This is a genomic window from Paenibacillus sp. JT22N15 (assembly GCF_059383755.1).
Genome location: NZ_JBXENV010000005.1, coordinates 379799 through 406362 on the forward strand (window position 1 = coordinate 379799; position 26564 = coordinate 406362).

Genomic DNA, 26564 nt, shown 5'->3' on the forward strand with positions numbered 1-26564 from the left:
ATGAAAGGGGTTGGCTTTTTTATGGAACTATTCACCGTTACGCTGCCTTCCAAGCTTCAATCTACGGCAGCTGGATTAGCGGCCTTAATGGCGCAATATACGAATGAGGATCTACATATTGAAGCAGCATCACAGGGGCGTTTGGTGCAGTTCGATCTGCAGCCTGCCGGCACCATTATGTGCCAGTCGGCAACGCCTTATTTTCAACTGAATAAGCATGGAGAAATGCTGTACCACAGTGCAGCCAAAGCGCTTGCTGAATTTGTTGTAACCAATTTGGAATCGGAAATGCTCATCAGCATCATTAAGAAAAAATATCAGGGCGGCCATTCCACGGACATCTCCGTTATCGAAAAATATTGCAGCCAGCTGATGCAGGATACCGATCTGGATGGCTTGAATGCCAAGTTTCTGGATGCGGACAGAAAGCGCCGCAAGCTTAAGGTAGCCGAGGAAATCGAACTGTATTTAAGTGAAAATACACAGCTCGACCTTGGCGGTATCGCCACCTTCAGACTTCATGGATATCGTCACGAGCTAGGCGATATTGTGGAATATGCCTTGGATGAATATGTGCTGGATAAGCAATATCAGGAGTTTATTTCGCTGCTCAAATATTTTGTTGGGCTGCAGCAATCGAAGGTCGCCATGGTCCATTTGGTTCATAAAGGCAACCATGAATTTATATTGTATAATGACAAATTTCAATTGTTTGAGCCGAAGCCGCATTCCGACCGCTTGGTGGCTGAAATGCTGGAAACGGAAATGAACATTGAGGATATGGTCATCAGCTCGCTTATTGCTGCATCACCGAAGCAAATTGTCGTTCATACGCAGCAGGTCGATATGCAGGTCATTCGGACGATTGAAACGATTTTTGACAACCGGGTGTCGGTGTGCAGTGATTGCGTGTTGTGCTCCCACGCAATGGGGGAATGGAATGATGGTGTTACTCAGCCTTAAAAAATCAGTAATATGAATCAGCAATATGAACTAGCCAAATAAACTAGCTGCAGGCTCGCCGATCAACGGCGAGTTTTTTTCACTTCCATACATAAAAAATACAAATAAGTGTATTACACTATGACATAGAACTGTACTTAAAATCGGGAAGAAGGAAGACGCATGACGACCGTACTCGTAGTAGATGACGATCCGCATATCCGCCAACTGCTCCGTTTATATTTGGAGGACGAAGGCATGGAAATTATAGAGCAAGGCAACGGAGCGGATGCATGGGATTATTTTTGCAATCATCCGGTTGATCTCATTATTCTGGACATTATGATGCCGAAGATGGATGGCTGGGAGCTTTGCCGCCGGGTGCGGGAAGCGGGGGACAAGCCCATTATGATGATTACCGCTAAAGGGGAGGCGCCGGAGCGAATTAAAGGTTTTCGGCTGGGCACCGACGATTATATGGTTAAGCCTTTTGACCCGATGGAGCTGGTGATGCGGGTGAAGGCGCTGCTGAAGAGGTACCGGATTTCAATCTCGCAAATCGTCAGGCTCGGCCAAGTGACGCTCGATAAAACAAGCTATCAAATCCGCTATAAGGATGCAGGCTCAAGTGAGTCCATACCGCTCAAGGAATTTGAGCTGCTGTTTTTGCTGGCAAGCTATCCGGGCAAGCTGTTCAAGCGCGATGCGTTAATTGAGCAAATATGGGGCTACGATTACGAGGGCGACGAGCGGGCGGTGGATACGCATGTTAAACGTCTGAGGGAGCGTTTTGCCGCGTATGATCAGGATTTTAAAATCGTGACGATCTGGGGGCTGGGCTACCGGTTGGAGGTATACCGTGATTAAATCGCTGTATGTCCGTTTAATTTTGGTGTTTGTCGCATCGGTTTTGGCGAGCGTCGTTTTAAGCTTTTTCATGACCCATTTTTTATTTAGCTACAAGCTTCGCACCTACGTACAGGACAATTTAATCGCCAGCGGCAAAACGATTATCGAATCCTACAAACACTCTTATCCGAACAATTTGGATGCTTTAATGGAGGGGATTACTGCGCTGCCGATTTTTACCTTTATCGTTTATGACGAACAAGGCATACCGCTTCATGAAACCGACAAGGTTGCCAATCATAAGCTGCACGTAGAGGGGGAAAGTCTGCGCAGCGTGCTGAACGGCGGCGTTTACCGGGGCGGAATGGATAAAGATTATGACCGGCTCGTCGTAGGGCTTCCTTTTCAAATTGAAGGACATGCTTATGCCTTGTTTATAAAGCCTGAAACGAATGGCGTTGCCAATCTGGCTTTCGGCTATTTCCGCATGCAGCTTATTTTGGTGCTATTAGTCGGAACGCTTCTCGTTATCGTCACCTCCCGTTATATGGTGCGGCCTTTGAAGCATTTAACCTTGGCTACGCGCAAAATGGCTAAAGGCGATTTCAGCATCAGGCTTGCTACGAAACGCAAGGATGAGATCGGAGAGCTGACAGCAAGCTTCAATCAGATGGCGCAGGAGCTCGATTCGCTGGAGCGGGTGAGAAGGCAGTTCGTCTCGGACGTTTCTCATGAAATCCAGTCTCCGCTTACTTCGATTAAAGGCTTCACAATGGCGCTTAAGCAGAAAAAAATGGATGAGGAAAGCCGTCTCCGCCTGCTCACCATTATCGAGGAGGAAAGCGACCGCCTTTCCCGGCTGACGCAGGATTTGCTCAAGCTGTCCGCGCTCGAGCAGGACCAAATTCAGCCGAATATGAGCCATTATCGCTTGGATGAGCAGCTTAAAGATGTCATGATTGCCAGCGAGCCGCTTTGGTCCAACAAAAACATTCAGCTCGATCTGAACCTGGAGCCTGTAACGATTTCGGCTGATGAAGATAAGCTGAGCCAGCTTTGGACGAACCTGCTGAGCAATGCGATTAAGTTCACTGGAGCTGGAGGCGTCATTGCGATTCACTTGTCGGTAAGCCAGCATAGCGTGACCGTGTCGGTTGCCGACAATGGAGTGGGCATTCCGGAGGAGGAGCTACACCATATTTTCAAACCCTTTTATAAAATAGATCAAGCCCGCGAGCGTGCCGTTGGCGGAAATGGCATCGGCCTCTCGATCGTTAAGCGGATTGTCGAGCTCCATGCGGGGGAAATCAGGGTAGAGAGTACAGTGGGCAAAGGGACGACGATGACCGTTGTGCTGCCGCTCGCTCCACCAGATAAATCCAATTAGGGCAGACGGCGGCCCTGTACATAATTAGTACAAAATTACTCGTTATGATGAAGGAGGTTATACAGCGAGAGGAGAGATACACAGTGAATCGATTGACCAAATTTAGTTTGAAAAATAGCGTTGCCGTCATTTTATTATGCGCTTTGGTGCTAGGGTATGGCTTGTATACCTCCACGCAAATTAAGCAGCAGACGTTTCCGGATTTGGATTTCCCGGCCGTATTCGTGCAGGCGGTTCAGCCCGGCGCCTCAACGGAGGAAATCGAGTCGGACGTTGCAAAGCCGATTGAAGACAATTTGAAGCGCGTGCAGGGCTATGAGTCGCTAACGAGCACCTCTTCTGAAAATGCAGCCAGCATTTTTATCCAGTTTCCCTTCGGCACCGACATGGACAAAAAATACAGCGAAGTTGAAGCTGAGGTGAACAAGCTGAAGCTGGCTGATAATGCGAGTGTAACGGTGCAGCGCTTGTCGGCAAATAGCCAGCCTATTTATCAAGCGGCTGTATTTGCTGCCGAAGGAGATTCGGCAAAGCTGGCTGATGAGCTGCAAAACAGCGTCGTTCCTGAGCTGCAAAAGCTAGCCGGAGTAGGAAACGTAACACTGAAGGGCGGTACGTCAAATGAGCTAAGCATTGTTGTAGATAAAAATAAAGCGGCGCAGCATGGCATTACGCTTAGCTCCATCCGCACGGTGCTTCAGTCGCTAGATTACGCCCTGCCACTGGGCTCGGTGTCGCAGGAGGAGACGGTCATACCGATCAGGCTGACCGGCAGCCTAGACAGCTTGAAGCAGCTTGAAGCGCTGAAGCTGACGGCAACGACTGGCGGCGGAGCCGCAGGTTCTGCAACAGGCAGTGCGAGTAGAGCGGGTGCAGGTGGCGTGGAGGGCAATCCAGGCGGAGCGGGTGCAGGTGCTATGCAGGGCAATGCAGGCAATCAAGCCGCTGCTGGCAGTGCCGCAGGTTCTGCATCAGGAAACGCTGTAGGCGCAGGAGCATCAAATGGTTCTGTAGCTTCAGGCGGCGTGGGTGCCGCAGCCGCTATCACGCTTGGTGATATTGCCGACATTAAGACGGTATCTGAGCAAAATGAAATTACCCGCTTTAATGGCGAGCCGAGCTTTGTAATTTCGATTCAGAAGACGCAGGATGCCAACACGGCGGATGTGTCTGACAATGTGAGCGAGCTGCTCAGCACTTATCAAGGCAAAGGCGAGCTGGACTATCATGTCATCGTTGACCAAGGGCAGGAAATTAAAGAATCCGTATCCGGCCTCATTCGTGAAGGGTTGTATGGCACATTGTTTTGCGTGCTCATTATTTTCCTGTTTTTGCGCAATGTAAGGGCGACGATTATTTCGATTTTGTCGCTGCCGATTTCTATTTTTGCCACGATTGCGATTATGGATCAAATGGGCTATACGCTTAACATTATGACGCTGGGCGGCATCGCCGTGTCCGTCGGACGGATCGTCGATGACAGCATCGTCGTTATTGAAAATATATATAGATGGCGGCAGGAAAAAGGCGAGAAAATGAGCGGCAAGGAGCTGGCCTACCAAGCAACCCGCGAAGTGATCGGGGCGGTAGCCTCATCCACGGCGGCGACAATCGTCGTTTTCGCACCACTCGCTTTTGTCAGTGGGATCATTGGACAGTTTTTCCGTCCGTTTTCGATTGCTGTCGTTCTCTCCATTACGATCTCGCTATTGGTTTCGATGATGCTGATTCCTGTGCTGGGCGGCCGCTTTTTCAGAAGCGTGAAGCCGCATACGAAGGAAAGCAGACTTTCGAACGGTTTTGAAAAAATCATCCGCAGCGCTCTAAAGCGCAAAGCGCTCGTATTAGGATCAGCTGTTGTGCTGCTAATAGGCTCGCTAGGGATGATACCTTTAATCGGTGTCGCTTTTCTGCCGACTAGTGCGACTCCGAGCTTAGCTATTGATGTTGCATTGCCAGCGCAAAGCAGCTTGACGCAGACAGACGAAGTCAGCGGCAAGGTGGAGGCATATTTAAGTAAGCTGGAAAACGTAGAGAGCTATGAGGTCTCCGTTGGCGGTGCGGGGGCAAACCCGCTGCAGTCCAGCGGCGGCAATAATAAAGCGACTATTACGGTCCAATTTGCTGAAGGAAGCGATATGGCGCAATTGACTTCGAAGCTGCAGACCGAGCTGCCGGCAGTCGTCACTGCGAAGCAGGCAGGCACAACGCTCAATATTAAAGCAGGCGAACAGCAGGGGCCGCCATCGGGAAACAATATTGATGTCAGCATTTATGCGGACAGTTCGGACAAGCTGGCGCAAACTGCCCTTCAAGTTGAAAATCTAATGAAGGAAAGCAGCGATTTAAAGGATATTACAAACAATATGGATGAGGTAACGCCAAAATGGGTCGTTTCCCTTAACCAAAGCGGAATCGATGCCAATATTAGCCCTTATCTCATTATGCAATTGACCGGCGAGCAGCTGCGACCAGTCGATGCTGGCACTTACAAAATCGATAATAAGGAACAAGCGATAACCTTATCTTATAAACAGCAAATTGCCACAAAGCAGGAGCTGGAAAATATCCAGATTCCAACTGCAGCGGGCATGAAGAAGCTGAAGGACATCGCTGATATAACGGAGCAGAAAGCTTGGATCAAGGTCAGCCACGATGATGGCAAAATGTATGCCCTCGTCAGTGGAACGGTTAAGGATGACAGTGCGGTATCAGCTGTTACAAAGCTCGTGCAGGCGGATATTGATAGTCTGACGCTGCCTTCTGGAGTAGAGCTTAAGGTCGGCGGCGGGCTGCAAATGATCAATGACGGCTTCTCAAGCCTCGGTATCGCTATGGCGGCAGCGATAGGCCTTGTATTTATTATTATGAGCATGACGTTCGGTGGTTTGCGGACGCCGCTTATTATTTTAGCCTCGCTGGTGTTTATTCCGATTGGCTCACTCAGCGCTTTGCTTCTGTCAGGGCAAGCCCTGTCTATGAGCGGCATGATTGGCATGCTGATGCTGGTCGGCATCGTCGTCACCAATGCGGTCGTGCTGCTTGATCGGGTGGAGAAAAATCGCAAAGCAGGCATACCGATTACCGAAGCAATCGTGGAGGCGGCAAGAACAAGGCTAAGACCGATTCTAATGACGGCTTTTGCGACAATGCTTGCGCTTGTACCGCTTGCATTATCGGGCTCCTCGACTAGCCTCATTTCAGGTGGCCTTGCGATCACGGTTATTGGCGGGCTGTTCAGCTCAACGCTGCTCACTCTGATCGTCATGCCAGTCATTTATGAAATGGTGTGGAAAAAGCACAAGGTTAATGAAGCAGATATATTCAATGACTAGGAATGAGGAAGAGGGAGTGAGACCAATGAATGGACGTAAAGGAAGAAGATTTATGGTGTTTGGCGTGGTTGCTGTACTGATGCTTGGGGCTGCTTTTGCTGAGGTGCCCACACGGCAGGGCAGCGAGGTAGCGTTGATGCCGCTCTTCCTCATTTTGCTTACGATCAGCGTGTACCGGATCGTTCGCGTACGCCGCCGCAGCATATATAAAGGAAAAGGCTTGTCGTGAGCGCAGCGGGATAAAAGGGGCTTATGGCAATGTATGTCTTAACTCTTGACCTGCTTGCTATTGAGGACTATAATTATGCTGATATATGCTGAAAAAGCAATGATAAAGACATGTATTTACACGTTCAACTGGTCCAGAGAGAGGAAACAAGGCTGCAATTTCCTTCCAGATATATGTAAATATACCCCTTTGTAGCTGTATAGCCGAACAGGCTTCCATTTGTGAAGCGCCATTAAGCTGTACCGGAAATCTCCGTTACCAGATAAATTAAGGATTGGCTGCTGCCGGGATGAAATACGCTGATTAGCGTTAGGCGAGCAATCGAATTAGGGTGGAACCACGAGCTTACAAGCACTCGTCCCTTCGCGGGATGCGTGCTTTTTTTGCGTTCAGAACGCAGCAGCTTGGAAGCTTAGCGAATGGAAAGGATGATAACAATGGCGATTAAAGTAACTTTGCCGGATGGCGCAATAAGGGAATATGTTGCAGGAACAACAATTGAAGAGGTGGCTGGCTCGATCAGCAGCGGACTGCGCAAAAATGCAATCGCAGGTAAAATTGACGGAAAAACCGTTGATGTTTATACACCTATTAATGAAGATGCAAAGGTTGAAATCGTCACTTTGGATTCAGCTGACGGGCTGGAAGTTTACCGTCACAGCACAGCGCATTTGATGGCTCAAGCGATCAAGCGCCTGTATGCTGATGTAGAGCTTAAGCTCGGTATTGGCCCCGTTATTGAGGATGGCTTCTACTATGATATCGATATGGAACAGTCGATCACGCCGGAAGATTTGGTGAAAATCGAGAAGGAAATGGATAAAATTGTCCAGCAAAATCTCGACATCCGCCGCCGCGTTGTCAGCCGTGATGAAGCGATTGCCGTATTTACCGATATTGGCGACACGCTCAAGCTGGAGCTGATCCGCGACCTTCCTGTGGAAGCGGAAATTACCATTTATGATCAAGGCGAATTTTTCGACCTCTGCCGTGGGCCTCACCTTCCGTCTACAGGACGGATTAAAGCATTCAAGCTGCTCAGCGTAGCAGGCGCTTACTGGCGCGGTGATTCCAAAAATAAAATGCTCCAGCGTATTTACGGAACAGCGTTTCCGAAAAAAGCGCAGCTCGATGAGCATCTTCACTTCCTTGAGGAAGCGAAAAAACGCGATCACCGCAAGCTGGGACGCGAGCTGAAAATGTTCACGTTCTCGCGCGAGGTTGGCCAAGGCTTGCCGCTATGGCTGCCGAATGGCGCGAAAGTTCGCCGTACATTGGAGCGCTACATCGTGGATATGGAAGAGCGTCTGGGCTATGAGCATGTATATACGCCTGTTCTGGCTAACGTAGAGCTGTACAAAACATCCGGCCACTGGGAGCATTACAGCGAGGATATGTTTCCGAAGATGGTGCTGGATAACGAAGAGCTCGTGCTTCGCCCGATGAACTGCCCGCATCATATGATGGTTTTCAAAAGCGATATGAGAAGCTACCGCGACTTGCCGGTGCGTATTGCTGAAATGGGAACGATGCACCGCTATGAAATGTCCGGCGCCTTGACTGGCTTGCACCGCGTTCGCGCGATGACGCTGAATGATGCGCATATTTTCTGCCGTCCGGACCAAATCAAGGAAGAGTTTGCGCGTGTGGTCAACCTCATCCGCAAAGTGTATGAAGATTTTGGCATTAAGGAATACCGTTTCCGTCTATCGTACCGTGATCCGCAGGATACCGAGAAATATTTCCAAAATGATGAAATGTGGGAAATGTCGCAGCGTATGCTTCGCGAAGTTGTCGAGGAGCTTGACCTGCCATTTTTCGAGGCAGAAGGCGAAGCAGCTTTCTACGGTCCGAAGCTGGACGTTCAGATCAAAACCGCACTGGGCAAAGAAGAGACGCTGTCCACAGCACAGCTGGACTTCCTGCTTCCAGAGCGCTTTGAGCTGGAATACATCGGCGAAGACGGCAAGAAGCACCGTCCAGTCGTTATTCACCGCGGCATCATCAGCACAATGGAGCGCATGACGGCATTCCTGCTGGAGAATTTTGCTGGCGCTTTGCCGCTATGGCTGTCGCCGATTCAAGCGAAGGTTATTCCAGTGTCCACTGTATATGAGCAATATGCGCGTGAAGTGGCTGAGAAGCTGCAGGAAGCGGGCATTCGTGTAGAAAGCGATCTTCGCAATGAGAAGCTTGGCTACAAAATTCGCGAGGCGCAAATTGAGAAAGTGCCTTATATGCTCGTAGTTGGCGAGAACGAAATGCAAGCAGGCTCGGTCTCGATCCGCAAGCGCGGCGAAGGCGATATCGGTGCAAAATCGATTGCCGAGACAGCGGAAATGTTAGAGCAAGAGATCAAAACAAAAGCGTTATAAGAGCAGCTAACAGCGGCTCGTCTGCATAAAGCTTGTACCACTTGGGTAATCTTCTTCAGAGGAGGAAGTGCCCAAATGGTTACAAGCTTTTTTCATTATAAAAAAATGCTGCTCGCAATTGCGGCGCTCGTATTGCTTGCGATCTGTTTCAAGCCTTTCCCGGGCAAGACGATGAATCAGGAAGCCCCGCTGCAGCATATGCCCGTCATTGTCGCACCTGAATCGGTTAAGCTGACAGCGGCATTAGTTCACGAAGAACGTACTGAAACCGTCAAGCAGCAGCTAACGCCGCAAAAACCGGCATATGATAAAGTGAAGGTCGTTGCAACGGGCTACACAGCCGGAATAGAATCGACAGGAAAGCGGCCTGGCCATCCGAGCTATGGCATTACGTATTCAGGCGTGAAGGTTCGCCGGGATATGGTTTCCACGATTGCAGCTGATCCGAAGCTGTTTCCGATTGGTTCTCTGCTTTATATTCCCGGATACGGGTATGGCGTCGTCGCAGATACAGGATCGGCTATTAAAGGCAGCCGAATCGATTTGTATTTCGAGACGACGGCGGATGTATTCAAGCAGTGGGGCAAACGCACAGTGGAGGTTGAAGTCATTCGCAAAGGCAGCGGGAAGCTGTCTCAGGCTTGGCTAAATAAGATCAACAAGGCCGCGGAGGCAGGAAAAGGCTTGCCTGAGGCTTATCTGGAATCGTAACAACAGCATGCATATTAGAACCTTAACCCGCCATACTAACATGGACGGGGAGGTGAAAAACCAACATGGCCAAGAACAAAAACAATAAAGCAGCTCAATCGAACCAAAAGCTGAATACCGAGTTTGCAGAAGAATTTGGACAAAATAATGAAACGAGCAACACAGCCGCTAAATCGACACAAAAAAAGCAGAAGTAACAGGCTGTCCCAATAAAGAAGTGAGAAAAGGAGCCGCTACGGCTCCTTTTCTCTAACCTGGCGGCTAGGCATAGAAATAAGGAGATAAAAAACAGTTTTCAAACGAACCTGTTTTATTGTATGATTACGGTGTAACGAATAATCACATGATAAGACAGGTGAACTCTCATGACTGATCCTATAACATTCACAAACTATTCGGCTTCCGAGCATCGCAGAGCTGCTGAGGTGCTTCCGTTCATTGACGCTTATATCGGCAAGAAGGAACAGGAAATTATCGAAATCGAGCAAATGGTTGAGCGTTACGAGAAGCGCCGTCTCAAGGAAGAGCGGGCTTATCAATCGATGTCTGCTTTCAGGCGCATGTTGTCAGGGAAGAAGCCGGATCATCATTTGGCCGTGGAGCATATCCATTTCGTTCGCAAGCCGATGGAGAAAGTTCGTGCGCTAAAGCTTGAAATTGAAAATGTACGTAAGATACAGAACAGCTCAGCTCCAACGGATATGGTCACTGTTCCCTTCGAGCTGGCGAATGATTTGCTCTAAGACATAGAAGAGAAGCTTCATTCCTTTCAAATAAAACAAAACCTCCACATTCCCAGATGCATGGCATCGCTGGAATGTGGAGGTTTTTTGTTAAACTTATATAGCTATGAATTGCCGCTCTTCAGGTGGTCTACATCAAGAAAATCCGTATCGTAGCTGTAAGCGGGAACGCCGTGAATGCCTACATCAAGACCAATTAGCTCCTCGTCTTTGGAGACGCGTACCGGCATGATTTTGCGAATGAGCCATAATACGGCCCATGTAAAGACAAAGCCCCATACAGATACGGTGACGAGGCCAAGTGCTTGTACACCAAGCAGCTTCAAGCCGCCGCCATAAAATAAGCCGTAATAGCCTTGTCCGACCTCGCTAGCGAGCTCTGGCTTGGCAAATAATCCGAGTGCCAGCGTACCAATGCTGCCGCTAATGCCGTGTACGGCGAAGGCGCCGACGGGATCATCGATTTTTTTGCTCTCCATGTATTCGGTTGCGAGAACCATCATAATGCCGCAAAGCGCGCCGATGAAGATTGCAGCGCCGTCCGAGACGAAAGCGCAGCCAGCGGTAATGCCGACAAGTCCAGCTAGCGAGCCGTTAATAACCATCGGAGGATCAGCTTTTTTATAACGAAACATCGTAAACAATATGCAGGTGGCTCCGCCCGCTGCAGCGGACAGCATCGTCGTTACGGCGATATGCCCGATCGATGTGTTCGTGGCGCTCAGCGTACTTCCGGCATTAAAGCCGAACCAGCCGAACCAAAGGATGAAGGCGCCAACGGATGCGAGCGGCAAATTGGATGGCGAAACGATGTTCACCTTGCCATCCGGGCTGAACTTGCCAATGCGGGGCCCGACGAAAATCGCTGCAGCCAGAGCGGCAAATCCACCGAGGGCATGGATAACAGCTGAACCGGCGAAGTCGATCATGCCAAGCTTGCCAAGCCAGCCGCCGGTTGACCATACCCAGTGGCCCGCTAGCGGATAAATGAGTCCGGTCATGGCGATCGTCAGCAAAATGTAGGCACGGAAGTGGATGCGTTCAGCCACGGCCCCGGATACGATGGAGATGACCGCGATAACGAACGCGCATTGGAACAGCCAATACGTTTCATGGGAAATATTAAGTACAATATGAGAAAGGTCGCCGCTTAGCAGGAAGCCGCTGGTGCCAAGCAGGCCGCCTACATCTTTGCCGTACATAATAGCGAAGCCGAAAAAATAAAAAACGAGAGCTCCGAATGCAATATCAACGAACACTTTCATAATGATGCTGACGGCATTTTTCTGGCGGACGAAACCTGCCTCCAGCAGCGCAAAGCCGCCCTCCATCAGCAAAATCATAGCCGCTGTCAAGACAACCCAGATTGTATCGAGACCTCTCGACAGTTCTGACAACTCCATTGTGTAGGCCAACCCCTTATAATCAGATATAAAATGATGTTACATTGCTAATTCGTTGATCATTATAATGATTTCGAGTTAACAATGTCAACGCTTTTATGTAATGTTTAGTGACGCATGTCAGGTTTGTCTGGTGTAATATTCCTTTGTCTCAGTCTAGAGACCGAGCTGGATTTCAATCGGCCGTCCCTTTCTTGTGTTTGGCGGGTCCGTTATACTTAGACGTATGAAGAATAGAACCAATTGAAGGCAGGAGTTGATGATCTCATGAATGGCAGCTTTTTCAATCGATTTATAACAGCTGGCATCGTTATTGCGATAGGTGTTGTCTTTTTTCTCAATCAAACGGGTATCATTTCCACCCAGCTCAGCATTGGAGAAATCATCTCCAACTTCTGGCCGCTTATTTTAATCGTTATTGGGCTAAAAGGAATATGCTCGAGAGACTCCTACAAGCATGGCGTAGGATTTTGGGTGATGATGATTATTGGCGTCGTGTTTCTTGCCCGGAACATGGGCTGGTCGGATTGGTCCTTAGGCGATATTATTCCGTATATTTGGCCGATTATTATTATTTTAGTCGGCATCAATATGCTGCGTAAGCCGAGCCGAAGCAAGCGGAAGAAGCATGAGCCGCCATCCGATGATTGGAAGTCTTATGATGGTTATACGGAAGGTGAAATTCCTCCAGCGCCGCCGCTGCATCCCGGCCCAACGGATCCTTTTCCTCCAGAGCATGCGCAAGAACAAGCTGGGCCTGTTAAAGGGGCGCCGTTTCAGCAAAACAGCTTTGAAGGCGGGAAATCTAAAGTGAATTTAGAGAAGGAACAGCCTATAGGCAACGTATGGAAAGAACAGGCCAAGCAGCATTACCGCGATCAACGTAAAGAATGGAAGCAGCAATTTCGGGAACAGCGCAAAGAGTGGAAAAATGAAAAAAATCACTACAGCGGCAAAAGCGAGTGGTGGAACAATGATCCGAATACGCAGACCCGCTCCAATTTCATAGGCGATATTCATATTGGCCATGATTATTGGGAGCTGCAGCCAATCAACATTTCACATTTTATCGGCGACACCGTCATTGATTTAACGAAAGCGCAAATCGCTTACGGGGAAACGAAGATTACGGTATCTTCTTTTATCGGCGATGTGAAAGTGTATGTGCCTAATGATTATGAGGTGGGCATCCATGTGCAGAGCAGCGTTTTTATTGGCGATGTGAAGTTTCTTGGCAAAAAGGAGCAAGGCATGTTCAAGTCGATGGATATGGCTTCCCCTTCCTATGCAGATGCGGATAAAAAAATCAGGCTGGTCGTTAGCTCGTTTATTGGCGATGTGCGTGTGACGAGGGTGGGATAAGCGTTTATGATGGTTCGGTTGCTTCGCAGTGGGAAATGGGAATTGATTTCTATGTTTGTGTTCGCTGCTGCTCTGGCTTATGGAGCAGCGGCGATAATCGCTTATGGGCTTATGCCTCATGCAGGGAGATGGGAAATGTGGCTGACTGCCGCAGCCGTCTTCCTGCTTGTTGCTGCGTCTTGCGGTTATTGGGCCGGCAGGCGCATACAGCGCAGAGTAGATACGCTCCAGCTCGCGATGAAACAGGCCGTTAACGGCAACTTTGAAATTCGGATTGCCGAGCGGGGCGGCTTGTCCTTTACCGAGCTTTATGAGGAATTTAATGTGCTTGCGAGGCAAATGGAGGAGCGGATGACTTACATCCAGCGTACAGGCGAGGAGCAGGTGATGGCCGAAGCTGCCTCTAATGAAGAAGCGGTGCTGGAAGAGCGCAAAAGGCTCGCTCGCGACTTGCATGATACGGTAAGCCAGCAATTGTTTGCGATGCATATGTGCGCCTCTTCGCTGCCTAAGCTTCAGCAGGTGGATAGCGAACGCGCGGCTGAGGTGCTGGGCCAGTTAATTGAGATGTCCACGCTTGCCCAGAAGCAAATGCGCACCTTCATCGCTCAGCTTCGTCCGATGGAGCTTGAAGGCCGCACGCTGCTCCAAGCGCTGGATAAGTGGTTTCCGGATTATTGCCGGCAAAACCATTTGCAAGGACAGCTGGAATGGCGGCTGGTTGAGCCGCTGTCGGAAGCGAAGGAGCATCAGCTTTTTCTCATCGTGCAGGAGGGGCTGGCCAATATCGTCAAGCATGCAAAAGCAGAGGGCTGCTCGCTGACGTTATCGGAAAATGAACGGCAAATTGTGCTGAGCCTGCAGGATGATGGAACGGGCTTCCGAGTAGATGAGGTCAAACGCGGCTCCTACGGGCTGTCAACGATGCACGAGCGTGCCCAGAAGCTTGGCGGAACGGCAGAAATTATAAGCAAGCCAGGCAGTGGAACGAGGGTCAAGGTGTCTATTCCAAAAATATGGCGGGGGAGCGATAAAAAATGAGCAGCCAGGAAATGTTGAAAATTATGATTATTGATGATCATGATATGGTTCGAACAGGATTGCGCACTTATTTAATGCTGGAGCCGAAATTTGAAGTTGTTGCAGAGGCGGGCAGCGGGCAGGCTGCGCTTGATAAGCTTGAAGCGGGCATACCGAAAGGGATGCCTGATGTCCTGTTGATGGACTTAATGATGCCCGGCATGGATGGCATTGAGACGACGAGGCGCGTGATGGCGAAATATCCGGATGTGAAAATCGTCATGCTGACGAGTTTTTTGGAGGATGATAAAGTGTATGCTGCCATTGAGGCAGGAGCGGTCAGCTACGTACTGAAGACGGTATCGGCGGAGGAGCTGATTTATGCGCTGAACGGCGCTTCGAAAGGCATGCCTGTCATGACAGCTGATGTATCTCAGGCTTTGACGCGTGGACTTCGGCAGCGTACAGCACAATCAGGAGATGAAGGGCTGACGGAGCGGGAGAAGGAAGTGCTGCTGCTTATTGCCGAGGGACGGTCAAATAAGGAAATTGGCGAAGAGCTCCACATCAGCATTAAGACGGTCAAGACGCATGTCAGCAATTTATTAATGAAATGCGAGCTGGATGATCGGACACAGCTGGCGGTGCTTGCTCATCGCAAAGGCTGGGCCAAAAGCTTATAATCAACAATAAACCAAATCACATTATTAGTTATCACATATTGCAGCAAAAGGCGGGCTATACTAACGATGTACAGCGGCGAGATGAGCCGCACTAAAGCGTACATAAAAGGAGCGTCTTGCTATGATTTTGCTGTCATCAGAGCTGGAAGCCAGCCATCAATCCTTCATTGAAACCCGCGATATGCTGACGCAGCATACGTTCGCTTTAGGCGGCAATTGGGATTATGCAGCTGGTTCGTTCGATCGCCCATTGGATGAAGCCCATAAAGTATGGCTGCGGATTCCTTTTGAAGTGACGGATGGCGCCATCGATAATAGCTCTTCGGATACAGATGCCACTATTAAGCTGGGAACGCCATATGTGCTTAAGCATTTATATAAAGAAGGCAATGATGAGGAAGCTTCGGTGCGGCTGGTAGGCGCCTTATTCGACCAATTTCAAGCGCCGACTGACCCCGATGCTGACATTGAAAGCGAATGGGTCGAGCGGGCCAAGGACATTATGCAGCAGGTAGAACGGGCATTGGCATAAGCTTAAAGCAGTCTTTTGAAACTTAAATAGTGGATGAAAAACTCTCTGTCACCAGTGATAGGGAGTTTTTTTATGTATGTTTAAATGTCTTTTAAGATTGTTTTAAGGTAGAATGTGCATGATAGGAGTACAACAATTAACCAGCAAGCAGCCTTTAGAGACTGAATTGCTTCATTGTATACCGATGAGGAGGAAACGGGAATGGACGATCAGAATAAAAAGAACGGCTTTGATGATTTTTTCCAAAATCGTGAGGATGGGCAGCGGAAGCAGGAGGATAACGTTCAGCCAGCCCACGCTGATGAAGCATCAGCTGATTCTTCTGAACAGGCAAGCAAGCCTTCCTACTACTATTCTTACGGACCGTTTAAGTCAGGCGCACCGGACAATCATACGCTGTCTGATAGCGCTGGAGCAGGCAATCATTCGATGTCAACTCCGGCACCAACATCCAGCCAGGAATCAGCTGCCGCATCCCAGCCGTACAGCCAGCAGCAGGGTGAACAGGCAAACTTCGCTGAAAGCATGCCTCCTGCCCCAGTAAGGCCGTTCAGCTCATCGCAGTCATCCGCCAGAGGCGGTTGGCAGGTGAAGGAGCCGCAGCGCAAAACGTCATTCAAAGCGATGTTTTCTTCGTTTATTGCTGGGGTTCTAGTAGTTGGATCTTTAATGTATGCTTCGGATGTGAACAATTGGTTCAGCAAGCCGGCGGAAGCGACTGTATCTCAGCAGGGAACGGCTACAGCAACGGGACAAAACAGCGGGCTAACTGCAGCATCTGATAGGCCGGACGATATTGCTAAGCTGTTCGAGGCTTCAAGCCCGGCTGTTGTGAAAATTGAAACCTTTGCTTCGCCTACAAGAAGCAATGGCGGATCATCGGCTGATTCCTTCTTCGAACAGTTTTTCGGCCAGGATTATCCGGGAGCAGGCAGCCAGGAGCAAAACAATAACAGCAATGGATTACAAGCAACAGGCAGCGGTACCGGATTCTTTTTTGACTCCACCGGCTACATTTTGACCAACCAGCACGTCGTGGGCGGAGCAGAGAAAATCGAAGTCACGGTGCAAGGCTATGACAAGCCGCTAACAGCGGAGCTGCTGGGCTCTGATTATAATCTGGATTTGGCTGTGCTTAAAGTAACGGATACGAAAGCTTTCCCTACTTTGAAGCTAGGTAACTCCGACAGCATCAAAATCGGTGATTGGGTCGCAGCAATCGGCAATCCTTATGGCTTTGACCATACGATTACCGTTGGCGTGCTTAGCGCGAAGGAGCGCCCGATTTCCATTCCGGATGAGCAAGGAACACGCAACTACGAGCATTTGCTGCAAACGGACGCATCGATTAATCCAGGCAACTCTGGCGGACCGCTGCTCAACGTAAATGGTGAAGTGGTCGGCATTAACACAGCTGTAAGCTCGCAGGCGCAAGGAATTGGATTTGCGATTCCAACGAGCACAATCCAAGGCGTATTGGAGAATTTGAAAAATAACGTTGAGGTTCCGAAAGATCCGATTCCTTTCATCGGCGCGGAACTAGCTGATGTAACGGATGCTATGGCGAAGCAGCTAGGCATGGATAAAGCGGAAGGCTCCATCGTCAGCAATGTGTATTACAACTCTCCTGCCTACCTGGGCGATCTGAAACAATTTGACGTTATCATCGGCATTGACGGCAAAGTGTACAACAATACGCAGGACTTGATCAAGGCGATTCAGAAGAGAGCAGTTGGCGATGAAGTACAGTTGAATATTATCCGCAAAGGTGCGAAAATGGATTTGTCGGTCACCATAGGCGACCGCAATAAGTTCAACGCAGAATAATGAAGCAGCCAGCATATCGGTGCAGCTGGTGCTGAATGGTTACAATCAGGCGCAGAGGCGAACAATCTCTCTGCGTCTGTTTTTATGAAGCTAAAGAACATGGGGGCGTACCGATGAGAACACAAATTATAGTTGTAGATGACGATGAGAAAATCACCTCTTTATTAAGGCGGAGCCTGATTTTTGAAGGATATGAAGTGACGACTGCAAGCAATGGCTTGGAAGGGCTGAAGCTGCTAATGACAGCGGAGCCACAGCTTCTCATACTCGACGTGATGATGCCGCATGTAGACGGCTGGGAAGTATGCCGTAGAGTGCGAGAAGGAGGAAGCACGGTTCCGATTCTGATGCTGACAGCGAAGGATGATATTGCCGATCGGGTGAAAGGGCTGGATACAGGAGCTGACGATTATCTAGTGAAGCCATTTGCACTCGAAGAGCTGCTTGCCAGAGTTCGTGCGCTGCTGCGTCGCAAGCCGGATAAAATCGAGGATACGGGCAGCAAAATCGTCTATGAGGATCTTGCGCTTGATCAAGATGCCCGCGAAGCGATTCGGGGCAGCCGGCGTATTGAGCTTACGGCAAAGGAATATGATTTGCTGCTGCTCTTTATACAGAACCCGCGCCGCGTATTGACCCGTGATGTCATTATGGAAAAAATATGGGGCTACGACTTCAGCGGAGAGTCGAATGTTCTAGAAGTTTATATTGCGATGCTGCGCCAGAAAATGGAGGAGGGCGGCGGCAAGCGCATGATTCAAACCGTTCGTGGTACAGGCTATGTGCTGCGGGGAGAGGGCTGATCAGCTATGACCATACGGCTGCGTTTAACTTTGTGGTATTCAGCTTTGCTTGCGATGACGCTGCTGATATTTGGTTTTGCCATCTATATATTTGTTAATTACAATACGTACGGGCAGATGAAAGATCAGCTGAAGGGCGAAGCGGATAGCTACAATGTAGTTGTCAACGAGCTCAACTTATTGATTGCCCCTTCGCAAGGGCGGTTTTATGAGCGTTCCTTTTATTTGCAAATTGTCAGATATAAAGAGGGCATTATTAATGCGAGCAAGGAGCTGCTTAGTACAGGCATAAAATATCCAATTCCTGATGTTAAGGATAATGTGCAGGCTGGCTTTATAAAGGCTAACATTAAGGTGAATGATGCGAATATAACCTTTTTAATTTATCAACGTCCTATTTACAGCGATAGTGCGAAAACCGATTTAATCGGTCTTATTCAGGTAGGCGCAATTGTTACGAGTGAGGAAAGTTATTTGAAAGCTTTGCGGACGATTTTGTTTACCGCATCGCTTATCGCTGTCCTAATAGCCTTTACAACAGGTTTGCTTTTGGCCCGTCAGGTGCTTCGTCCAATTGAGCGTGTCATTAAATCAACGGAGAAAATTCAAAACGGTTCTGATCTTAGTGTACGCATTCCAATGGATGGCCCTAATGACGAAGTCGGCAGGCTTGTCTATAACTTGAATGTCATGCTGGCCCGTTTGGAGACAGCTTACAATGAGCTGGATGAATCCTATAAGGCGCAGCGAAGGTTCGTCTCGGATGCGTCGCATGAGCTGCGGACGCCGCTGACGACGATTCGGGGCAATATTGAGCTGCTTCAGCGAATGTGGGAAAAAACGAAGGACCCGGATGCATTTGACGGCATCGTGCTGGCGCTTGATAACCAGCGCTTTGGCCTTACGGTTGAGGCGATGCAGGATATTGCAGCGGAATCCCGCCGCATGTCGACGCTTGTTAATGATTTGCTGGCGCTCGCCCGTGCGGATGCCGGTTATGAAATGGAGAAAACAGTAGTATCGATGCAGCCGCTTGTCGAAGAGGTGGCACGCCGTGCCCAGCTGCTCCCGCGTACCGCTGAATGGCGCGTAGGCGACCTGTCTCCGCTCAGCGGCATTGAGGTCAGAGGCAATCAGGATTATTTGCAGCAGCTGCTGTTCATTTTTATTGAGAATGCTTTCAAGTATACGGTAGAAGGCCATATTGAGCTTAGCGTGCGCAGCAAAGACAATCAAGTTGGGATTACGGTCAGTGATACGGGCATGGGGATGGACCCTGAGGAAGTGCCGCATATATTCGACCGTTTCTATCGGGTGGACGAATCGCGCGGCAAAACGGTTGGAACGGGGCTCGGATTATCTATTGCAAAATGGATAATAGATGAGCATCGCGGTTCCATTGAAGTGCTTACGCGCACGGGTGAAGGGTCGGAGTTTACGATCTGGCTGCCCATAGTCTTTTCTGAGACGGCAGATTCGTCTATAATAGAAGGAACGGATCGAACTTTGGGCTAATGCCCACGGTTCAGAAAGCAGGTGCACCTACATGCAAATTGTTAAAATTTCACCGCGGGGCTATTGCTACGGCGTTGTTGACGCTATGGTACTCGCACTGCAAACAGCTAGAAATCTCGAGCTGCCGCGGCCAATATATATTTTGGGAATGATTGTGCACAATGCGCATGTGACGGAAGCGTTCGAGCAGGAAGGCGTTATTACGCTGGATGGGGAGAACCGTCTGGAAATATTGGAGCAGGTCGAGCAGGGGACGGTTATTTTCACTGCCCATGGCGTTTCCCCCGAAGTTCGGAGACGTGCCAAGGACAAGGGATTGACGGTTGTCGATGCCACTTGTCCTGACGTGACGCGCACGCATGATTTGATTCGCGAGAAAATGGCCGAGGACTACCATATTATTTATATTGGCAAAAAAAATCACCCTGAGCCAGAGGGTGCCATTGGCGTCGCTCCAGATCGCGTTCATCTCATCGAGCGTGTCGAGGATATCGATTTGCTAGAAGTGCCGGAAGGCAATATCGTCATCACAAATCAGACCACGATGTCGCAATGGGATATCCGCCATATTATAAGCAAGCTGATTGAAAAGTTTCCAACGGCGGAAGTCCACAATGAAATTTGCCTGGCAACCCAGGTTCGCCAGGAGGCCGTAGCCGGACAGGCTGGCGAGGCCCAGCTTTGTCTTGTCGTTGGTGATCCGCGCAGCAACAACTCCAATCGCCTTGCCCAGGTGTCGGAGGAAATTGCAGGCGTTACTGCTTACCGTGTCGCAGATGTATCTGAGATTAAACGGGAATGGCTTATTGGCATTGAACGTGTGGCGGTAACTTCCGGCGCTTCGACTCCTACGCCGCTTACCAAGGAAGTTATTACGTATTTGGAGCAATACAACGACGATGACCCTACAACGTGGGAAATCGTTCGTACCGTCAATATGGAGAAGCTGCTTCCCAATGCCCGCAAAAAGTCAGTTGTTGCGCGCCCAGAAGTGCCAGAGACGCCGTAAGGCGTCTTTTTTCTATAGTTCCGTTATCAGTCACGTTATTAGCGAGGGAAAATGGCATGAAACGGGAAGAGCGCGGGCCTAAAGTTTTTGCTTGACGGGCAGCGCTGCTTCTTATATAATCACTTTAACGAGTAAAAGCATAAAAGCCACAAAGCATAGAAGCGTCGAAGCGAACAAGCGTTTAAGTGGAAAAGGGGAGATTGACATGATCGTAATTACTAATCCGCATATTGAAGAAGCAAGAATTGCTGAAATTGTTACCCATATTGAAGCAGCAGGCGTTCAAGCCCATGTATCAAGAGGAACAGACCGTACCGTAATTGGTATTATTGGGAGTGCAGCACCTACATTAGCCGAGCATCTTCGCCAGCTCAAGGGCGTTGAAAATGTTATTAAAATTTCCAAGTCCTACAAGCTTGCAAGCCGTGATTTTCACCCAGATGATACCATTATTGACATTAAAGGCGTTAAAATTGGCGGAAATAATTTAGTTATTATGGGCGGCCCATGCGCAGTCGAAACACCAGAGCAAATTGATGAAATCGCCCGACTGGTTAAAGCGGCTGGCGGCCAGGTGCTTCGCGGTGGAGCCTTTAAGCCTCGCACAGGCCCATACAGCTTCCAAGGCGTTGGCGTTGAAGGCTTGGTTATGATGGCGGAAGCGGGACGCAAGCATGGCTTGCTGACGATTACCGAAGTAATGACGCCGGAATACGTAGATGTATGCGCCGAATATGCGGATATTCTCCAAGTCGGCACGCGCAATATGCAAAATTTCGACCTGCTCCGCAAGCTCGGAACGATTCAAACGCCTGTTTTACTGAAACGGGGCTTCAGCTCAACGTACGATGAATTCCTAAATGCAGCGGAATATATTCTTGCTGGAGGCAATCCGAACGTTATGCTGTGTGAACGCGGAATCCGAACATTCGAGACCTACACAAGAAATACACTTGACTTGTCAGCTATTCCTGTATTGCAAAGCCTCAGCCATTTGCCAGTCATCTCTGACCCAAGTCACGGCACTGGCCGCCGCGAGCTTGTAGAGCCAATGTCGAAGGCGTCAGTAGCCGCTGGAGCGAATGGACTGATCGTGGAAATGCATACAGATCCAGATAATTCGATGACTGGGGACGGGGTACAATCACTGTTTCCGGACCAGTTCGCTAATTTATTAAAGGATTTGGAAAAGCTCGCACCAATTGTTGGGAAAGAATTTAACACGGAGAAGGCGCCAGCAGAAGCTTTCAAAGAGTGGAAAATATAATCGACCTATAAAGCCGTTAATTCCTATGTAAATAAGGGGATTACGGCTTTTCCTTTTGCCGTGTAGGAGGAATTGTGAACAAATGTGTAAACCTGTAAGTATAGCTAACATGCGAATAAAAAATACCTCACATAACTATTGACGATGATAATATCGTAGTTTTATAATAACGTCATGGTTTGGAACGATAGGAGAACGTTACCCGTTCAATACTAAGCAAATGTTCGGAAATGGAGGAAATATCTGATGTCAGTTCAAAATGTTTTGGACACAATTAAAGAAAACAACATTCAGTTTGTAGATTTCCGGTTCGTGGATCTTTTTGGTCATGCGCACCACATTACCCTTCCTTCGACAGAAGTTGACGCCGATACTTTCGTAAATGGTGTAGCTTTTGACGGTTCCTCGATCCCGGGTTTCCGTGGAATCGAAGAGTCGGATATGGTTATGATGCCAGATCCTGAATCGGTATTTATCGATCCTTTCACTGATCACCCAACTCTAAACGTAATGTCTAACATTCATACGCCTGATGGCGAACGCTACGAGCGCGATCCGCGCAGCATCGCTCAAAAAGCGGAAGAGTTTCTGCAAAAATCCGGTGTGGGCACGACTGCATTTTTCGCTCCGGAATCCGAATTCTTCATTTTCGACGATGTTCGCTACGAAAGCTCGATGAACACTTCCTTCTATTCGGTTGATTCCGAAGAAGCTGGCTGGAACAGCGGCCGCAAAGAAGAAGGCGGAAACCTTGGCTTTAAAGTTCCAGTTAAAGGCGGTTACGTTCCAGTAGCTCCGGTTGACTCCCAACAAGACATCCGCAGCGAAATGGTTCGCCTGATGCAAGAAACAGGTCTTCGCGTTGAGCGTCATCACCACGAAGTAGCGACTGCTGGTCAAGCAGAAATCAACTTCCGTTTCGACACGCTGACTAAAACAGCTGACAACCTGATGAAATACAAATATATTGTTCACAACACAGCTCGCCAATATGGAAAAGTTGCAACTTTCATGCCTAAGCCGCTGTTTGGCGATAACGGTAGCGGTATGCACGTTCACTCCTCCATCTTTGATGGCGACACGCCTTTGTTCTTTGAAAAAGGTGCTTACGGCAACCTGAGCCCGCTGGCTATGAACTACATCGGCGGAATTTTGCACCACGCTCCAGCGTTGATCGCGCTCACTAACCCGAGCACGAACTCGTTCAAACGTCTGGTTCCTGGCTACGAAGCTCCAGTTAACCTGGTGTTCTCCAAAGGTAACCGTTCGGCTGCGATTCGTATTCCAATCGCTTCCGTTACACCTAAAGGCTGTCGTATCGAGTTCCGTACGCCTGACTCCACTGCCAACCCTTACCTCGCGTTTGCAGCTATGCTGCTTGCAGGTCTTGACGGTATTAAGCGCAAGCTTGATCCAGTTGCTTTGGGCTATGGTCCTTTCGACAAAAACATTTACGAATTGCCAGAAGAAGATAAGAAGGATATCCGCAGCGTACCAGGTACGCTTGACGAAGCGCTTAGCGCTTTGGAAGCAGATTCCGAATTCTTGACTGAAGGCGGCGTATTCTCTGAAGATTTCATCGCTAACTACGTTGCATTCAAACGTAATGAAGCAAAAACAGTATCGATCCGTGTTCATCCGCACGAGTACAGCCTGTACTTCGATTGCTAGAATGAACGTTGAAGGAGCTCCCTATATGGGGGCTCTTTTTTTCTGCCTATTCGCTAGAGTGAAATGACAAAAAGTCTAATTTATCGCCTCACGCCGTTAATAATGAAAGCGGCAGCAAAACACCTTTTATTGAAGAAAACCGAATATTAACAAGAAATCAATAATAAAGTGTTCGACTTTTGTCACGAAAAGACACCAGACTACTTGAAGCGGGCCTTTAAAATTGCTATTATAGCGTTATCATGTTAATAACTAAAGGTGGTTATCCGAAGATGAAGAGAGCATTCAATTTTAATGCAGGACCGGCCGCTTTACCGCTCGAAGTACTTGAGCAGGCTCAGCAGCAATTCGTGGAGTATCAAGGCGCTGGCATGTCCATTATGGAAATGTCGCACCGCAGCGAGCTGTATGAGCAAGTTAACAATGAGACACAGGCTCTTTTTCGCGAAATTTACGGCATTCCTGACAATTATCATGTTCTGCTGCTGCAAGGCGGCGCAAGTACGCAGTTTGCAACCATTCCAATGAATTTCCTTACCCCAGGCAAAGTCGGCGCTTATGTAATGACTGGCGCATGGGCAGAGAAAGCAATCAAGGAAGCGAAGCTTCTTGGCGAGACAGCCGTAGCTGCTACTTCCGAAGCTCACAAGTTCAACCGCATTCCGGCACTTTCCGACATTCAGCTGCCAGATCAAGCTGCTTATTTGCACATTACGACAAATGAGACCATTGGCGGCACGCAATTTGCTGAATTCCCGCAAACGGGCAATGTTCCACTAATCGCGGACATGTCGAGTGATATTTTGAGCCGTCCGGTAGATGTCAGCCAGTTTGGTCTGATTTATGCAGGCGCCCAGAAAAACCTCGGTCCTTCGGGTGTGACGGTTGTCATCGTTCGCGATGATCTTATTAAAGAAAGCCCTAAGACGATTCCAGCTATTTTCCGCTATGATACCCATGCGAAAGCAGGCTCGTTGTACAACACGCCGCCTTCCTTCTCGGTTTATATGGTCAATCTGGTGCTGAAATGGATTAAAGCAAGAGGCGGAGTCGCCCAAATCAATCAATACAACCGCGACAAAACAAAGCTCATTTACGATACGATTGATCAAAGCGGCGGTTTCTATTATGGCTTTGCTGCTCCAGAGAGCCGTTCGCTTATGAACATTACATTCCGCTTGCAGGATGCAGAGCTTGAGAAGAAATTTATTAAGCAATCCGAAGCAGAAGGTTTTGTTGGCTTGAAAGGACATCGTGATGTTGGCGGGCTTCGCGCTTCGACTTACAATGCGGTTCCACTGGAAAGCTGCAAGGCGCTTGCTGAGTTTATGGCAGAATTCCAAAAAAACAACGGCTAATTGCGGCTGTCCGTAATTAAAAGATAGAAAAACCGCCCGCTCCTTTCGCTTATGAAAGGAACGGGCGGTTCTTTCGTGTAATTAGGCAAGGGTTTGCTCCAGAGCGCTTGGGCCATGCAGCTTATAGCCTACGTTACGAACGGTCATAATATATTCGGGGGTCCGGGCGTTTTTTTCGATTTTATCGCGGAGATGGCTAATATGGACGTCTACGATACGGGTATCGCCGAGGAAGTGATAGTCCCATACGCCATGAAGCAGCTGCTGGCGGCTCAGCACCTTGCCTTTATGCTTGCAGAGGAAGACGAGCAGCTCGAATTCCTTCGGCGTCAGCTCGATCAGCTTGCCATCAATCAGCACTTCTCGTTCATCGGGACGTACCGACATGCGGCCAATGTCAATGGCGCTTGACGGTGCTGCGCCAGGCAGCGATTGCAGTCTGCGGAAAATCGCTTGGATGCGCGAAATCAGCTCCTGCGGGCTAAACGGCTTGGTCATATAGTCGTCAGCGCCATTATCGAGGCCAGCAATTTTATCGGTAACATCCTGCAGGGCGGTCAGCATGACGATGGGAACGGCGTTGTTTTGCTTGCGCAGCTCGCGGCACACTTGAATGCCATCCATCTTCGGCAGCATTAAATCGAGAACGATGAGATCTGGCCGAAAGGGGCGCAGCATATCAAAAACGGCTTCTCCGTCATCTACGCATCTGACGTCGTATCCGGCTAGCTTCAGGTTGAATTCAATCAGCATGGAGATGGAGGGCTCGTCATCGACGACGAGAATTTTCTTCTTCAACATGTTGTCTTATTAAGCCTCCCTTATCCTAAACATGTCTTTGCTCATGACTACATTATGAAGTTAGACGTTCAAGTAGGGATTAAGAGTACGTTAACGGGATGTAAAATTTCATTCCTATTTTAAATAAAATAGTAATTCATGTATAATAGGCAAGGGACAAGGGGTGACAACAAGAAGATGGCATTTCATATTGTGTTAGTAGAACCGGAAATACCCGCTAACACGGGCAATATTGCGCGGACATGTGCGGCAACCGGTGCGCATCTGCATCTGGTGCGTCCGCTGGGCTTTCAAACGGATGACAAGACGCTGAAGCGCGCAGGCCTGGATTATTGGCATGCGGTTCATGTCGAGTACCATGATTCCTTTCAGGAGCTGCAGGAGCAGTATGCTGATGGGCGGTATTTCTATGCCAGCACGCGGGCGGTCAAAGCCTATAATGAGTTTCAATACCAGGATGGGGATTTTTTCGTATTCGGCAAGGAAACGAAAGGTTTGCCTCAAGAGCTGATTGAAGCTAATTTAAGTACATGCATTCGGATGCCAATGACGGATAAGGTCAGATCGCTTAATTTATCCAATTCGGCGGCAATCATCGTGTACGAGGCGCTTAGACAGAACGATTTTCCAGGACTGTCTTAAAATAGAGGCGGCTTACGAACAGTTTTAGTTCTAGCAGATTCAAAGCTTGGCGGCAAGGTGAAGAATTTACTTAAGGGTTTAATTTAGGAATTACTTAAAG

The 26564-nt window shown here is 48.9% G+C and carries 23 protein-coding genes; 21 read left to right on the forward strand and 2 right to left on the reverse strand.

Annotated elements, in window-relative coordinates:
• Nucleotides 1–21: 21 nt before the first annotated feature.
• The 9 genes from AC50X8_RS12540 (at nt 22) to AC50X8_RS12580 (ending at nt 10571) form a co-directional block, all read left to right on the forward strand.
• Nucleotides 22–963: a putative sporulation protein YtxC gene (locus AC50X8_RS12540; RefSeq protein ID WP_494879977.1), complete on the forward strand. Its 942-nt coding sequence runs from the start codon at nt 22–24 to the stop codon at nt 961–963.
• A gap of 162 nt (nt 964–1125) precedes the next feature.
• A complete protein-coding gene (locus AC50X8_RS12545; RefSeq protein ID WP_494879978.1) occupies nt 1126–1809 on the forward strand; it encodes a response regulator transcription factor in 684 nt (227 codons plus the stop codon).
• Nucleotides 1802–3178, forward strand: coding sequence for a HAMP domain-containing sensor histidine kinase (locus AC50X8_RS12550; protein ID WP_494879979.1), 1377 nt, complete (start codon nt 1802–1804; stop codon nt 3176–3178). The genes AC50X8_RS12545 and AC50X8_RS12550 overlap by 8 nt, the downstream gene beginning before the upstream one ends.
• A gap of 83 nt (nt 3179–3261) precedes the next feature.
• Nucleotides 3262–6513 carry an efflux RND transporter permease subunit gene (locus AC50X8_RS12555; protein WP_494879980.1) on the forward strand — a complete coding sequence of 1084 codons (3252 nt, stop codon included), beginning with the start codon at nt 3262–3264 and terminating at the stop codon, nt 6511–6513.
• A 25-nt stretch (nt 6514–6538) separates the two neighbouring features.
• A complete protein-coding gene (locus AC50X8_RS12560) occupies nt 6539–6742 on the forward strand; it encodes a hypothetical protein (protein ID WP_494864104.1) in 204 nt (67 codons plus the stop codon).
• Between the two features lie 437 nt (nt 6743–7179).
• Entirely contained in the window at nt 7180–9117 is a 1938-nt protein-coding gene (thrS, locus tag AC50X8_RS12565; protein ID WP_056039563.1) for a threonine--tRNA ligase, read from the forward strand.
• 75 nt (nt 9118–9192) lie between these two features.
• Entirely contained in the window at nt 9193–9828 is a 636-nt protein-coding gene (locus AC50X8_RS12570; protein WP_056039567.1) for a 3D domain-containing protein, read from the forward strand.
• A gap of 65 nt (nt 9829–9893) precedes the next feature.
• Nucleotides 9894–10025, forward strand: a complete 132-nt coding sequence (locus AC50X8_RS12575; protein WP_268795458.1) for a hypothetical protein — start codon at nt 9894–9896, stop codon at nt 10023–10025.
• Nucleotides 10026–10193: 168 nt separating this feature from the next.
• Nucleotides 10194–10571 carry a hypothetical protein gene (locus AC50X8_RS12580; RefSeq protein ID WP_056039570.1) on the forward strand — a complete coding sequence of 126 codons (378 nt, stop codon included), beginning with the start codon at nt 10194–10196 and terminating at the stop codon, nt 10569–10571.
• Nucleotides 10572–10675: 104 nt separating this feature from the next.
• Here AC50X8_RS12580 and AC50X8_RS12585 read toward each other — a convergent pair whose 3' ends face one another.
• Nucleotides 10676–11974, reverse strand: coding sequence for an ammonium transporter (locus tag AC50X8_RS12585; RefSeq protein WP_056039574.1), 1299 nt, complete (start codon nt 11972–11974; stop codon nt 10676–10678).
• Between the two features lie 267 nt (nt 11975–12241).
• Here AC50X8_RS12585 and liaF point away from each other — a divergent pair, with 267 nt between their 5' ends.
• The 11 genes from liaF to serC all read left to right on the forward strand — a co-directional run bounded on the left by liaF (nt 12242) and on the right by serC (nt 25021).
• Nucleotides 12242–13336, forward strand: a complete 1095-nt coding sequence (gene liaF, locus AC50X8_RS12590) for a cell wall-active antibiotics response protein LiaF (RefSeq protein ID WP_494879981.1) — start codon at nt 12242–12244, stop codon at nt 13334–13336.
• A gap of 6 nt (nt 13337–13342) precedes the next feature.
• On the forward strand, nt 13343–14377 hold the full coding sequence (locus tag AC50X8_RS12595) for a sensor histidine kinase (protein ID WP_056039579.1): 1035 nt from the start codon (nt 13343–13345) through the stop codon (nt 14375–14377).
• Nucleotides 14374–15039 carry a response regulator gene (locus AC50X8_RS12600; RefSeq protein WP_056039581.1) on the forward strand — a complete coding sequence of 222 codons (666 nt, stop codon included), beginning with the start codon at nt 14374–14376 and terminating at the stop codon, nt 15037–15039. The genes AC50X8_RS12595 and AC50X8_RS12600 overlap by 4 nt, the downstream gene beginning before the upstream one ends.
• Before the next feature lie 121 nt (nt 15040–15160).
• On the forward strand, nt 15161–15571 hold the full coding sequence (locus tag AC50X8_RS12605) for a YugN family protein (protein ID WP_056039584.1): 411 nt from the start codon (nt 15161–15163) through the stop codon (nt 15569–15571).
• Nucleotides 15572–15772: 201 nt separating this feature from the next.
• A complete protein-coding gene (locus tag AC50X8_RS12610; protein ID WP_494879982.1) occupies nt 15773–17398 on the forward strand; it encodes a S1C family serine protease in 1626 nt (541 codons plus the stop codon).
• Nucleotides 17399–17511: 113 nt separating this feature from the next.
• Complete coding sequence (locus AC50X8_RS12615; protein ID WP_494879983.1) at nt 17512–18201, forward strand: response regulator transcription factor; 690 nt, start codon at nt 17512–17514, stop codon at nt 18199–18201.
• Nucleotides 18202–18255: 54 nt separating this feature from the next.
• Nucleotides 18256–19716: a sensor histidine kinase gene (locus tag AC50X8_RS12620; RefSeq protein ID WP_494879984.1), complete on the forward strand. Its 1461-nt coding sequence runs from the start codon at nt 18256–18258 to the stop codon at nt 19714–19716.
• Nucleotides 19717–19747: 31 nt separating this feature from the next.
• On the forward strand, nt 19748–20725 hold the full coding sequence (locus tag AC50X8_RS12625) for a 4-hydroxy-3-methylbut-2-enyl diphosphate reductase (RefSeq protein WP_056039596.1): 978 nt from the start codon (nt 19748–19750) through the stop codon (nt 20723–20725).
• A 205-nt stretch (nt 20726–20930) separates the two neighbouring features.
• The gene (gene aroF, locus AC50X8_RS12630) at nt 20931–21992 is read left to right on the forward strand and encodes a 3-deoxy-7-phosphoheptulonate synthase (protein WP_056039600.1); all 1062 of its coding nucleotides are present in this window, start codon (nt 20931–20933) and stop codon (nt 21990–21992) included.
• Between the two features lie 246 nt (nt 21993–22238).
• A complete protein-coding gene (gene glnA, locus AC50X8_RS12635; protein ID WP_056039603.1) occupies nt 22239–23663 on the forward strand; it encodes a type I glutamate--ammonia ligase in 1425 nt (474 codons plus the stop codon).
• Nucleotides 23664–23935: 272 nt separating this feature from the next.
• Nucleotides 23936–25021, forward strand: coding sequence for a 3-phosphoserine/phosphohydroxythreonine transaminase (serC, locus tag AC50X8_RS12640; protein WP_056039606.1), 1086 nt, complete (start codon nt 23936–23938; stop codon nt 25019–25021).
• 81 nt (nt 25022–25102) lie between these two features.
• Here serC and AC50X8_RS12645 read toward each other — a convergent pair whose 3' ends face one another.
• Nucleotides 25103–25822 (reverse strand): response regulator, encoded by a 720-nt coding sequence (locus tag AC50X8_RS12645; protein ID WP_046228682.1) that lies wholly within the window; start codon nt 25820–25822, stop codon nt 25103–25105.
• A gap of 177 nt (nt 25823–25999) precedes the next feature.
• Here AC50X8_RS12645 and trmL point away from each other — a divergent pair, with 177 nt between their 5' ends.
• Nucleotides 26000–26464, forward strand: a complete 465-nt coding sequence (gene trmL / locus AC50X8_RS12650; RefSeq protein ID WP_056039608.1) for a tRNA (uridine(34)/cytosine(34)/5-carboxymethylaminomethyluridine(34)-2'-O)-methyltransferase TrmL — start codon at nt 26000–26002, stop codon at nt 26462–26464.
• Nucleotides 26465–26564 lie beyond the last annotated feature (100 nt).